Raw genomic sequence first — 11,741 nt, 5'->3', positions numbered from 1 at the left:
GCAAATATCATTTTCAAATTGACATTTATCCATTTGACACATTATAGTATTCATATCGATGCCCTTAGATTTGAGGTGTCATTATGGAAAACTATTCACAGCATGCAAAAGTATTCAAGGCCTTGAGCGATCCCAAAAGAGCCATGATTGTGGATATGCTTTCCTGCGGGGAGTTATGCGCCTGCATGATCTTAAAAAAATTCAAGATCTCCCAATCCACCTTGTCCCATCATATGAAGCTTTTGTGCGAATGCGGGCTTGTTAGGGGCAGGAATGAGGGCAAATGGACGTACTATTCGCTGGATGCGGAAATAATCAAAAAAACAAGGCAATTTTTCTGCACCATCACTTCTGATAAGGAAAGCTGCATCTGCAAGATAGATGAATAGACAAGGACCAATGCATGGAATGCGGCGCTTGTGCAATAAATTGCCCTGTAAATGCTATCTCTGTTGGATGCCGGAATCGGATGCGCCGCCGCCGTGATTAGGGGTTAGGCTGCCGGAAGCGTACCGGGCTGTAATTGTTCAGGCAACGAAGAATGCTGCTAAATAATATTGAAGGTGCAATTTTATGAGTATCGAGAAAAATACGGGGATTAGCTTTTTTGAAAAGTATCTGACCTTATGGGTGGCCCTGTGCATGGTTATCGGCATTCTCATCGGAAAATTCCTGCCTGTAATACCTGGTTTTCTAAGCAGGCTTGAGTATGCGCATGTTTCTATTCCCATCGCCATTTTAATATGGCTGATGATTTATCCCATGATGATGAAGGTGGACTTCGCCAGTATTAAGAATGTGGGCAATAACCCGCAAGGCTTGTATGTTACATGGGTGGCAAACTGGCTGATCAAGCCCTTTACCATGTTCGGCATCGCTTGGCTTTTCTTTTATGTGGTATTCAAAGCGTTTATTCCCGCCGAACTTGCCAAGGATTATCTGGCTGGGGCTATTTTGCTTGGCGCCGCGCCCTGTACGGCAATGGTGTTTGTATGGAGCCACCTGACAAAGGGCAGGCCCGCTTACACCGTGGTACAGGTTGCCACAAACGACCTCATTATTCTCGTAGCTTTCATCCCAATCGTTGCTTTTCTGCTCGGCGTGGGCGGCGTGTCCATTCCGTGGGATACGCTCATCCTGTCTGTTGTGTTGTTCGTTGTCATACCGTTATCAGCCGGTATGGCGACAAGAGTTTGGATGATAAACCGGAAAGGCGCGGAATATTTCGAACAGCGGTTTATTCCCAAGTTTAACCACATCACAATTGGTGGTTTGCTGCTCACGCTGATTATCATTTTCTCTTTTCAGGCGGAAGTGATGCTGAGCAATCCCCTTCATATCCTCCTTATTGCCATACCGCTTATACTGCAAACCTTCCTGATCTTTTTCTTAGCCTATGGCGCCGGCAAGCTGCTCAAACTGCCGCATGACATAGCGGCTCCGGCCGGTATGATCGGCGCGTCCAACTTCTTTGAGCTGGCCGTAGCAGTCGCCGTTTCCTTGTTTGGCGCGGCATCGCCTGTAGCGCTGGCGACCATTGTAGGAGTGCTTGTGGAAGTGCCTGTGATGTTAGCGCTGGTGCGTATCGCCAATAAAACCCGTCATTGGTTTACGGAGGAAAAGCAACATGGATAAACCTAAAGTCGCTTTCATTTGTGTTCATAACTCCTGCCGTTCGCAAGTAGCGGAGGCCTTGGGCAAACACCTTGCCGGTGATGTTTTTGAAAGCTGTTCGGCGGGAACCGAAACAAAGCCGCACATCAATCAGGATGCCGTCCGGTTGATGAAACAGCTTCACGGGATCGACATGGAGAAAACACAGCGCTCAAAACTGCTTTCGGAAATCCCGCCGGTTGATGTTGTCATCACGATGGGCTGCAATGTCGCTTGCCCTAACCTGCCCAACAAGCACAGGGAGGACTGGGGACTGGACGACCCGACAGGGAAAGACGATGAGGTGTTTATCGCCATGATTCGCGAGATTGAGACTAAGATCAAGGACCTGTCGCGCAGGATCAGGAAAAGGCTTATATAAGATGCCGTTGTGAACTCAGAACAGGAACAGGGAATATAACGCTTGAGTGATCTACATTCCCCAGTCCGTGTGCAGGGCCGAGGGGCTGAACTTCGGAACCAGGCCTTCCTGCATGGCCCGGCGGAGCAGGGCGGCCACCGCCTCAAACCCGACCCCGCCCAAATCCATAGTGTACTCATTCACGTAAAGCTCGATGTGCGCGGCGGCCACTTCCGGGGACCACTCCTGGGCGTGGCTCAGCACGTATGCGCGCGGGGCCTCGGGGTAGGCCCAGGCGTGGGCCAGGGAGGCCTGGATCCAGTAGGCGATCGCCGGCAGGTTCAGTGACCGGCGGGCGACGATCGCCCCCAGCGGCAGCGGCAGGCCGGTTTCAGCCTCCCACCAGTTGCCCAGGTCGGCCAGCATGTTCAGCCCGTAAGACGGGTAGGTGAAGCGCGCCTCGTGGATGACCAGCCCGGCGTCGACCAGGCCGCCGCGCACCGCCGGCATGATCTCGTGGAACGGCAGAACCGTGATCCCGCCCACGCCCCCCGGCACGTGCCGGGGCGCCCACAGCCGGAACAAAAGGTAAGCCGTCGACCGCTCATCGGGCACGGCCACCCGCCGGCCGGTGAGCGCCGCCGGGTCTTGCGCGCCGTCCGTCCGTCCGGCCGTCAGCACCAGCGGCCCGCACCCCCGGCCCAGCGCGCCGCCGCACGGTAGCAGCGCGTACTCGGAGAGCACCCAGGGCAGGGCCGCGTAGGAAATCTTGACTAAGTCCGGCCCGTTCGAGGTGGCCGCCAGGGTGTTCGTGACGCCGATGTCGGCGTAGGTGACGTCGAGCTTGGGCGCGCCGGGGACCAGTCCGTGCACCCAGGCGTGGAAGATGAACGTATCGTTGGGGCAGGGGGAGATGGCAATTCTCACGGCTTCAGCACCTCGGACAGCACTTTGCCGGCGGCTTCCAGAACGCCCAGCGCCTCGTTGACGCGCCACGCTACCCGGTCACGCGGCCCGACCAAGTTGGAGACGGCGCGGATTTCCAGCACCGGCAGTCCCCACTCGCACGCCGCGAAAGCCACCCCGTAGCCCTCCATGGCCTCGGCGGCTGCCCCCGGCACCTTGGCGGCCAGCACCGCGGCGCTCTGGGCCGTGCCCGTCACGGTGGATACGGTGAGCACCGGGCCGGTCACAACCGGCAACCCGGCGGCGCCGAGCGCCTCGGTCATCACGTGCACCAGACCGGCCTCGGCCGGGATCCGGGTGGCGCCGAAACCGAGCGCGTCCAAACCGGCAAAGCCGTCGGGGGTCTCCACGCCCAGGTCGGCGGCGACGATTTCATTCGCCACCACGAGGGAGCCCACGTCCGCCACGCCGGGAAAGCCGCCGCCCAAGCCCGCGCATACGACCAAGCCGTAGGCGTCGGTCGGGGCGGTCGCCAAGAACTTTGCCGTGTTGGCTGCAGCCGCGACCGGGCCGACGCCGACCGCCACGACGTCGAACTCAGGGTTGCCTTGAAGACCGCGCCACACCGCTTGTCTCTCCGCCGCAACCGCGGTCACCACGAGGATACGCACTCTTTTTCCCACCCGCCAGCGCCGGATAATGTTCGAGTTCATAATTTATGTCTATGATGCAACATTTCCGTTGTCCACACAAGCGGAACGTCAAGAGGAAAATGCGCCGCGCGGCGCGAACTTGTACTTTTTAGAGCATCGGCGAAGGGAGGGGTGCACCATCGAAACACCTGTGCAGCCTGCGGCGCGGGAGGCGCGCCTGGCGGTGGTCTACGATCCGATCTATCTGGAGCACGATACCGGCGCCCATCCGGAGAACGCGGAGCGGCTGCGCCACGCGACGGCCGCCCTGCAGGCCGCCGGCCGTTTTGAACGGGCGGCCGTGGTGCGGCCCCGGCGGGCCGCCGAGGCGGAAGTGGAGCGGGTGCACACGGCGGAGTATGTGGCTGGCGTCCGGGAGGCGTGCCGGCAGGGTCGGCGGCGCCTAGACCCAGACACCGCCGTCTGTCCGGCCAGTTACGAGGTGGCGATGTGGGCCGCCGGGGGTGCGATCACCGCCCTGGAGGCGGTCATGGACGGCCGTTTCGACCGGGCCCTGGCGCTCGTGCGGCCACCCGGCCATCACGCCCTGCCCGCGCGGTCGATGGGGTTTTGCCTGTTCAACAACGTGGCGGTGGCCGCTCGCCACGCGCTCGAGGTCTACGGCCTGGAGCGCATCCTGGTGGTGGACTGGGATTTCCACCACGGCAACGGCACCGAGGAGATCTTCTATGAGGACCCCCGCGTGCTTTTCTTTTCGATCCACAGCCGGTACGGCTACCCGGGCACCGGCCACGCCGGCCGGGTGGGACGGGGGGAGGGAGCGGGGTTCAACATCAACGTGCCTCTGTCGGACAGTGCGGGCGACGCCGGATGCAAGGCCGCCTTCCGCGAAGTCCTGGTGCCGGCCGCCGGTGACTACCGTCCCGAGCTGGTGATGGTCTCGGCGGGCCAGGACGGGTACTACGCCGACCCGCTCGGGGGGCTCGGGCTGACGACGGCCGGGTATGGGCGCTTGGCGGGCCTCGTCCGGGAGATCGCCGAAGCCCACTGCGGGGGCCGGATCGTGGCCGCCCTGGAGGGGGGCTACCACCTCAAGGGACTGGCCGAAAGCCTGGGGGCCGTCCTCGACGCCTGGACTTAGCGAGTCCGGTACAGGATACCGGCGGCCGGTAGGGCAACCCGGTTTAACGGGGCGTTCCCCGGGCGGGGTTCACAGCCGAAGAAGTTGTTTACGGCGCGGGCGTTTGGGAGTGGGTAAGGGACCGTGGGCAATTCCACGGCCCAACCGAAGCAGGCCCTCTAACTCCGCATTCCGGCTCCTCATTCCGGCGGACAACGCCGTCACGCGCCGCCTCGGAGGATAACTTAAAAACCGGGCGGGCAGCGGCCCGTCGCACGGGGAATACTTTCGCTGAGAAAGTGGTTGACAATCTAAGGAACAAACGGCATTTCGACCCGAACCCCGCCCCCCCACGGCCATTTCTTGTGCCGGATTTGCGGCGCCATTGACGATGTGGAGACCGGCCCTCTGGAAATACAGGCTCCGTTCCAGACAAAGGGCTATTTCGTGGAAAAGTACGCACCTTATTTTTATGGGATTTGCCCAAGATGTCGGGAAAGGGATAGAAGCAACAACCAGTGATTGCTACCTCGGCGGAGTATCGGACAATTATTTGAAAAGGATGGTCGAAATGAGGCCTGTTGAAATCAAGCCAATCCCTTCCGGGACCAGGACGCTCTGTCGAGAATTCAGCGTGCCGCGCCAGTGACCGAATCGAAGCCCCGGCACACCGGGCCTGGAAACCGGACCCGGTGGACAACAAGGGCCGAAAAATGGTATGAAATTAGGTATGGAAAGCGAAAGGATGAGCAGGATGTCCAAGATGCTGGCCAAAGACATAATGACCACCGAGGTCGTCACCGTCCATCCTGACGATAACGTCGAAAAGGTGGCGCAGTTGCTGCTGGAGCACCACATCAGCGGGCTGCCCGTGGTGGACAAGGACGGGAAGCTGGTCGGAGTGGTGACCGAAGGGGACCTGGTATTCCGGGAGAAGAAAGTGCGGGCACCGCTTTTCGTGATGATTTTCGACAGCCTCATCTACCTGGAGAAACCCAAGCGTTTCATCGAGGAGATCAGGCGCACCGTCGCCCAGAAGGTGGACGAGTTGATGTCCACTAAGCTCTACACGGTGGGGCCGGACGCGCCCATTGAGGATGTGGCCACCATCATCGTGGACCGCAAGATCAACCGGGTGCCGGTGATCGACGCCGATAAAAGACTCCTTGGGATCATCAGCCGTCAGGACGTCATCCGGGCGACTTTCGGCAAACAGGGAGAGTCGGCATAAATATCGAACGGATGGACGGGCCATGAAGTCGGGCATCGCAAAACCGCTGGCCTTGCTGACAGTGCCGTTTGGGGTGGTGGCGCTTTCCTGCGTTTGGCTGGTGAACGTGGAGACCGACCCCGCACTGGGGCCGCTGATAGGGTACTCACCATACAGCGTGTTCCTGGTGGGGTTGGTTCTCAGTTGGTGGTTCCACCAAGGCCGGATCTTCTTCACCACCTTCGCGCTTTCAGCCGCTTACTTCTTTGTGTTTGGCTATCATCCCCCGGGTTTTGACGCGGGTTTCTACCGAAGCACAGTCTACCTGGCGGTTACTTTTCTGCTGCCGTTGAACATCCTGGTGTTGGCCTTTCTCAAAGAACGGGGAATCTCAACCCCCAGGGGAAAAGCCTGCTTCGCCGCCATTTTCGTGCAACTGGCCCTGGTTGCTGGTGTGCTGTCGTCCGGAGATGCGGACATTGTGGCAGTCCTCGGTGCCCCCCTGCTGAAGACCGGTATTGGGGTGGCCACCCCGTTGCCCCAACTGTCCATCCTGATGTTTCTGACCGCGTTTCTGGCACTGGGCGCCAGGTACTTCTGGCGCAGTTCTTTCCTGGACGCCTGTCTTGCCGGAGTACTGACCGCACTATTGCTCGCCTTTCATTTCAACGCCGGAACAGCCACCCCCTTGTTTTTTGCCGTGGCCGGGCTTCTGCTGGTCATCGCCCTTATTCACCAGGCGTACGCCATGGCTTATCTGGACGAACTGACCGGGCTCCCCGGCCGGCGCGCCCTCCGGCAGGAAACGATGAAGCTCGGCCCAGACTACACGATCGCCATGGTGGACATCGATTTGTTCAAGCAGGTCAATGACCGGTACGGGCACGCCGTGGGAGACCAGGTCCTGAAGTTTGTGGCCGCGGCGTTGCGGCAGATTTCCGGAGGGGGACGGCCGTTCCGGTACGGCGGCGAAGAGTTCACCATTGTCTTTCCGGGAAGGACAGTGGAAGAAACGGCGGCACACCTTGAAGAGCTGAGGAAGGCCATCGCTGCAAGGCCGTTTATCCTGCGGGGAAAGGACCGGCCCAAAAAGAAACCCCGGCAGGCGAACAAGGAGAAAACCGCCCGGGGAAAAGTGAAGATAACCGTCAGCATCGGCGTTTCCGAAAGGAAGAAGGAGCACGGCACCCCCGAGGAAGTCATTCAGGCGGCGGACGCCGCCCTGTACCGGGCCAAGAAAAATGGGCGGAACCGGGTGGCGAGTTAGACAGCCCCATCGCTTCCCTGGCCTCCTCAGCCAAGGTCTGCCGGTACACTTCCTGCACGCGGCGGCAAACACCCTCCCAGGTCATGGCCGCAAGCAAACCGGCAATTTGGCCGGACGGCAGTGGTTCGCCCCGGAGGCAGCGCTCTAGTTGCCGGGTGATGGCGACCGCAAGGTCGGCCGTGAACCGGGAAAGGTCCTCCGGTTCGGGCTCGTCCGGCCCGCGCAGGCGGGGCCGGGGCACCCGTTCCACAAGGCCGGAGCGGTCCAGCGCCGGCGGGAGCCACGTGTCCATTCCGGGCAGGTCGGTCACCACCACCCGGCAGCCGCAGGCAACGGACTCCAGCACCACCAGCGGCAAACCTTCATAGAACGAAGGCAGGACAAACAGGTCGGCGCTCCTGAAGACCTTCGCCAGCTCCTCCTGGGGCAGGGCGCCCAGGAGAGTGACGCGGTCCCCGGCGACGGCAGCCTGTTGCTGGATGGCGGCCGCTTCCTCCCCTCCCCCGGAGCCCGCGACCAGCAGGCGTACCGTGAGCCCCCCGGGAGGGTCAAGCCGGTTTACGGCTTCGATCAGCCAGGGCAGGCCCTTGGCCCGGCTCAGTTTGCCGGCGTACACGATGTTCAAGACCTCCCGCCTGCGGGGCACGAGACAGGTGGCGGCCGGCCGGAAGATGTCGTCCCGGTAGCCGGCGCCCACGGGGACGACGCGTCCAGGGGGCAGGCCGTAGCGCCCGGCAATCTTTTCCACGTGGCCGGAGTGCAGGGCCAGTACGCGGTCCACCCCCGAACAGGCGGGCACGACAAACGGCGCCAGGGCCGGGACCAGTTCCAACTGGCGCAGGTCGGTGCCGTGGCATGTGCAGACCAGGGGGGTTTCGGGAAACATCACCCGGGCGAGGGCGGTGACCAGCCACAGGTGGTGACTGTGGATGAGGTGCGGGTGGAAGTCTTTCACCGCTTGGGTCAGCGTGTCGTGAAACGCCTGCAGGTAGCCGTCCAAAACGGCCGGGGTGAACTCCGAAAAGCGGGTGCTCTCATATGGCATGACGTCGCTCATCCCGGGCACCGGGAAGTCGGCGGGCGGCGCGCCGAACCGGACCGCGTGGACCTGCCCCTCTGCCAGAGGGCTCAGTACCGGTAACGGGGCCCCGGCCGGGATCCCCACCACCACCCGTTGGGCGATGCCGGCGCGGGCCCCGTGACGCACCAGGGCTTCGAGGTAGATCCCGCTGCCGGTCTTGCCCGGTTGCTGCGCAAGCAGGTGCAGGACCCGCAGCGTACCGGCCGGTCGGGCGCCGGCCGCAGCGGTTTCCGGAACCGGGCGGCGGGAGGCCGTTGTTCGGGGTTGGTGGTGCAGAAGGCGCCAGGCCGGGGTGTCCGGCCGCGGCCAGCGCGCGGTGGGTACAAGACTTGGGCGCCGACCGCAGGCGTGGACCGGCCGCCAGGGCTGCCGTTCCAGCGGGACTTCGCTCCCGGGCGGCACGGGCCCCAGCCACAGGTACACCCAGGCCGGCACCGTTTCCCCCGTTTCTTCGAGAACCGCCGGAAACAGCTCGCGGCGGTAGAGTTCGCCCGTGCCTTCCAGGCGGTCCAGCGCCGCCAGGGTCGGACCGTCAACTTCGTATACCTCGCCGCGCACCGTCTTTCCCGGCTCGCGCACCACCCCGGGATAATGCGGGGTGACCGCGAACAGACCGGCCTCATGAACCAGTGCCGGACCGAGGAAACGTGCCTTACTCAGGAAGCGGTGGTTGCTCCTTCCCCGCATCAGGGTACCGTACACGAAAACCGCTGAAGACACGCCCGCATAATTCCTCCCCTGTACGTTACGTGATCAGTCCGTTGGCGCTCGCGGCGATGAAGGTGCAGGCACGCCCGCACAATTCAACCTCTGTACGTGGCGACGCGGTACTGTCCAGCCGCACATCGCCAACCGGATTCGCCTGCTGAAAAACTCCTGCCCCGTACGTGACGACGCGGTACTGTCCACTATTGTACACTCTGGGGACGGCAAAATGGTAGAGTTGACATCGGCGGGCGGGCCGCGCGCCTGGAAGTCGTGGGGGAGGACGCTAGTTCAGATCGTTGAGGTTTACCGGTTGAAAACCCCTTTGTAGCACACCGTTTATCGAGACGACCACTGGAAAACGGCCCGCGTTGAAGGCGGCGCCGATTCGCCCCTGGGCATCGAGGGCCAGAATCCCGCCCTGAACCCCCTTCATCCCGGCCAGCCTGCCCAACGCCTTGCGGGCTGCTTCCTGGGGGTGGGCGCCCGCGGCGATCAAATCATCCACGTGTTTGGCGGTCAGGGTTTCGATGAAGGCTTCGCCCACCCCGGTGCAGACCGTGGCGCCGGCCCTTGACGCGTAGATGCCGCCGCCCAGGACCGAGGTGTCCCCGACCCGGCCCGGCCGCTTCAGCGAATAGCCGCCGGTGGACGAAGCCGCCGCCAATCCTTGCCCGTCCCAGACCACACAGCCGACGGTGTCGGCGTGGTATTCCAACCCGGTGAACAGGTTTTGTTCGGGCTCTTCACCCCGGGCCAGGCTCTCCTTGGCTTTACGCCAAGCTTCAAGCTGCTCTTCGGAAACACAGTTTGCCTCAGGAAAACCCTGGTCCCGGGCGAACTTCACTGCTCCCAATCCGGCCAGGATTACCTGGTTGGTTTCCTCCATCAATCTGCGGGCCACCGCGATGGGGTTTGCCACGGCCCGGATGGCTGCCACCGCTGCGAAACGACAGGTAACGCCGTCCACGATGGCGGCGTCCATTTCCACTTCGCCGTCCAGGTTCAGCACTGATCCGTAGCCGCAGTTGAAGCGCGGGGAGTCCTCCAGGACTTTCAGTACGGCTTCCACGGCCGGCACGCGCCCGGTGTCCAAGAGCCGGTGCCCTTTATGGACGGCGGCCTCCAGAACGCTGATATACTCCGGTTTGCGGCTGGTGTCCAGACCGCCGTGCAGTGCGATGATCTCCATGCTTCTATTGTCGGCAGGCGCATTTCCATCTATGCGGCAGGCCGGAGTATTTTGCCGGTTTTGGCCGGCGATCCGTCTCCGGTTTTTCGGCCCTGCGCGAACCTGTTTCGGCCGGCCGGCCGACCCTGCTGGGAGTGTCGCCGTCGTGGCGTAGGCGTAAAGGTGCTGGATGTGCGCCTCGACCCCGGCTTCCGGGGTGGCGAACTGTCGGACCGGGGGGTTGTGACCCGGCACGCGCCGGTCGGCTGGTTGTCTCCTATAGAACGTGCTCCTCGATCCACAGCCGCAGTTCGTGGTTGATGTTGTACATCCCGTCCTTGCCAAGGGAGGCGCCTTGTTCGGCGAGGGCCTTCAAGAGCAGTTCGTTCGGGGGCTGTTTTCCCACGTCTTCGCACTGGCTGCCGAAGCGGGTGACGTGGTAAATGGAGAGCCGGGGTTCCCCGAAGGCCACGTCCACTATAAAGGCGTAGCCGGTACGCCGCTCACCGAAATGAACACTTTCGTCTTCCACGCGAAAGTCCCACATCAGCCTCCGTTTGACTCTGTCTATATCCGGCTTTCCAAGCATTTTGCCGCACCCCTCTTTCATGTTGAGTAGCAGTATGCCCACACGCTTATTCTTTTTGCACCCTGACCACGCACCACCATTAAGGTAGCAGTATGCCGGTATACTTATTCTTTTTGCGCCGCCGATTTCCTCCCCGGAAAAAACCGTTGCTCCAACATCCCGGCTGTGGTAGACTGTAGGCGTAACGTGCGGTCATGAAGGCCGCCGCATTCCGGTTTTCAGGCGGACAGTCGTCAAAGATATCGAATGCTCAAGGCCACGAAGGTCGGCGTCCCAGAAAGGGGCGGCCCGTGGTCTTTCGTTTTTCGGCGGAAGGGAGATGTGGGAGTTTTGCATATCGCGGACGGAGTGTTGAGCGTGCCCGTGGTGGGTGCGGCGGCCGTGGCCGCCGGCGGACTCCTGTGGTACTCCGCCCGGGGCTTGAAAGCGGAGGATGTGCCGCGCATCAGCCTCCTGGCGGGCGCCTTCTTCGTTTCGTCCTTGGTCCGGGTGCCCGTCGGTGTTACCAGCGTACATCCCGTGCTGCTGGGGCTGACCGGGGTGCTCCTGGGCCGCCGGGCCCCGCTGGCCGTCTTTCTGGGGCTCCTGCTTCAGGCGCTCCTTTTCCAACACGGCGGGCTGACCACCCTGGGAGCGAACCTGCTGATCATGGGGGTGCCGGCCTTACTCGCCGGTCTTGCCTTTCCGGTTCTCCGCCGCGTGCCGCCCGCCCTGCGCGGCGCTCTGGGCGGTGGGCTGGCCGTGGTCCTGGCAGTGGCGGTAATGGTGTTTTTCCTGGTTTTGAGCGCGGAATACTATTTAAACGGGCCGTTCTCGCTGGTGTACGTCTTGTCGGCTTCCTATCTGCCGGTCCTGGCGGTCGAGGCGGCGCTGACCGGCTTTGCGGTGCGCCTGCTGCAGCGGGTCCGGCCGGAGTTGATCGGGAGCGGGCCGCGGTCTTGACCCTCACGTGCACGGCGGTCGAGCGCCCGGGGATACCGGGCCGGGGCGGGCGGGGGTTTGAAGAAGAAAGCTGAAGAAAGCTT

12 protein-coding genes and 1 pseudogene are annotated in these 11,741 nt (G+C 62.1%); 8 read left to right on the top strand and 5 right to left on the bottom strand.

Translation table 11 applies throughout. The features are described 5' to 3' along the window. Nucleotides 1-83 precede the first annotated feature (83 nt). From AB1402_04715 to AB1402_04700, 4 genes and pseudogenes are all read left to right on the top strand, one after another. Complete coding sequence (locus tag AB1402_04715; protein ID MEW6540903.1) at nucleotides 84-389, top strand: metalloregulator ArsR/SmtB family transcription factor; 306 nt, start codon at nucleotides 84-86, stop codon at nucleotides 387-389. Further along, nucleotides 389-497, top strand: a pseudogene (locus tag AB1402_04710) (4Fe-4S binding protein). The gene AB1402_04715 and the pseudogene AB1402_04710 overlap by 1 nt, the downstream one beginning before the upstream one ends. A gap of 76 nt (nucleotides 498-573) precedes the next feature. Continuing rightward, nucleotides 574-1,635 (top strand): ACR3 family arsenite efflux transporter, encoded by a 1,062-nt coding sequence (gene arsB / locus AB1402_04705; GenBank protein ID MEW6540902.1) that lies wholly within the window; start codon nucleotides 574-576, stop codon nucleotides 1,633-1,635. Continuing rightward, nucleotides 1,628-2,035, top strand: a complete 408-nt coding sequence (locus AB1402_04700; GenBank protein MEW6540901.1) for an arsenate reductase ArsC — start codon at nucleotides 1,628-1,630, stop codon at nucleotides 2,033-2,035. Before arsB ends, AB1402_04700 begins: the two co-directional genes overlap by 8 nt. Before the next feature lie 51 nt (nucleotides 2,036-2,086). Here AB1402_04700 and AB1402_04695 read toward each other — a convergent pair whose 3' ends face one another. Next, entirely contained in the window at nucleotides 2,087-2,941 is an 855-nt protein-coding gene (locus AB1402_04695) for a 1,4-dihydroxy-6-naphthoate synthase (protein MEW6540900.1), read from the bottom strand. After that, on the bottom strand, nucleotides 2,938-3,633 hold the full coding sequence (locus AB1402_04690; GenBank protein MEW6540899.1) for a futalosine hydrolase: 696 nt from the start codon (nucleotides 3,631-3,633) through the stop codon (nucleotides 2,938-2,940). The genes AB1402_04695 and AB1402_04690 overlap by 4 nt, the downstream gene beginning before the upstream one ends. Before the next feature lie 79 nt (nucleotides 3,634-3,712). Between AB1402_04690 and AB1402_04685 the strand changes: the two genes are divergently transcribed. From AB1402_04685 to AB1402_04675, 3 genes are all read left to right on the top strand, one after another. Continuing rightward, nucleotides 3,713-4,714, top strand: a complete 1,002-nt coding sequence (locus AB1402_04685) for a histone deacetylase (protein MEW6540898.1) — start codon at nucleotides 3,713-3,715, stop codon at nucleotides 4,712-4,714. Between the two features lie 742 nt (nucleotides 4,715-5,456). Further along, nucleotides 5,457-5,924: a CBS domain-containing protein gene (locus AB1402_04680; protein MEW6540897.1), complete on the top strand. Its 468-nt coding sequence runs from the start codon at nucleotides 5,457-5,459 to the stop codon at nucleotides 5,922-5,924. A gap of 22 nt (nucleotides 5,925-5,946) precedes the next feature. Continuing rightward, nucleotides 5,947-7,170 carry a GGDEF domain-containing protein gene (locus tag AB1402_04675; protein ID MEW6540896.1) on the top strand — a complete coding sequence of 408 codons (1,224 nt, stop codon included), beginning with the start codon at nucleotides 5,947-5,949 and terminating at the stop codon, nucleotides 7,168-7,170. On the opposite strand, the gene AB1402_04670 is transcribed toward AB1402_04675, so the two are convergent. From AB1402_04670 to AB1402_04660, 3 genes are all read right to left on the bottom strand, one after another. Next, nucleotides 7,103-8,971, bottom strand: coding sequence for a gamma-glutamylcyclotransferase (locus tag AB1402_04670; GenBank protein ID MEW6540895.1), 1,869 nt, complete (start codon nucleotides 8,969-8,971; stop codon nucleotides 7,103-7,105). The genes AB1402_04675 and AB1402_04670 overlap by 68 nt on opposite strands. A gap of 271 nt (nucleotides 8,972-9,242) precedes the next feature. Next, a complete protein-coding gene (locus tag AB1402_04665) occupies nucleotides 9,243-10,148 on the bottom strand; it encodes an isoaspartyl peptidase/L-asparaginase (GenBank protein ID MEW6540894.1) in 906 nt (301 codons plus the stop codon). 256 nt (nucleotides 10,149-10,404) lie between these two features. After that, nucleotides 10,405-10,659, bottom strand: a complete 255-nt coding sequence (locus tag AB1402_04660) for a DVU0772 family protein (protein ID MEW6540893.1) — start codon at nucleotides 10,657-10,659, stop codon at nucleotides 10,405-10,407. Between the two features lie 303 nt (nucleotides 10,660-10,962). Between AB1402_04660 and cbiM the strand changes: the two genes are divergently transcribed. Further along, on the top strand, nucleotides 10,963-11,658 hold the full coding sequence (gene cbiM, locus AB1402_04655; GenBank protein MEW6540892.1) for a cobalt transporter CbiM: 696 nt from the start codon (nucleotides 10,963-10,965) through the stop codon (nucleotides 11,656-11,658). The last annotated feature ends 83 nt before the right edge of the window (nucleotides 11,659-11,741 follow it).

It is taken from the genome of Bacillota bacterium, from assembly GCA_040757205.1.
In the GTDB taxonomy this organism is placed as follows: Bacteria; Bacillota; Desulfotomaculia; order Desulfotomaculales; family Desulforudaceae; genus Desulforudis.
Note: the sequence above shows the minus strand (reverse complement) of the source record. Positions and strands in the feature narration are given on the sequence as shown.

Coding starts and splice junctions, on each gene's coding strand:
- AB1402_04690 (MEW6540899.1), bottom strand. CDS start 3,633: ATGAACTCGAACATTATCCGGCGCTGGCGGGTGGGAAAAAGAGTGCGT.
- AB1402_04680 (MEW6540897.1), top strand. CDS start 5,457: ATGCTGGCCAAAGACATAATGACCACCGAGGTCGTCACCGTCCATCCT.
- arsB (MEW6540902.1), top strand. CDS start 574: ATGAGTATCGAGAAAAATACGGGGATTAGCTTTTTTGAAAAGTATCTG.
- AB1402_04675 (MEW6540896.1), top strand. CDS start 5,947: ATGAAGTCGGGCATCGCAAAACCGCTGGCCTTGCTGACAGTGCCGTTT.
- cbiM (MEW6540892.1), top strand. CDS start 10,963: ATGCTCAAGGCCACGAAGGTCGGCGTCCCAGAAAGGGGCGGCCCGTGG.
- AB1402_04700 (MEW6540901.1), top strand. CDS start 1,628: ATGGATAAACCTAAAGTCGCTTTCATTTGTGTTCATAACTCCTGCCGT.
- AB1402_04715 (MEW6540903.1), top strand. CDS start 84: ATGGAAAACTATTCACAGCATGCAAAAGTATTCAAGGCCTTGAGCGAT.
- AB1402_04665 (MEW6540894.1), bottom strand. CDS start 10,148: ATGGAGATCATCGCACTGCACGGCGGTCTGGACACCAGCCGCAAACCG.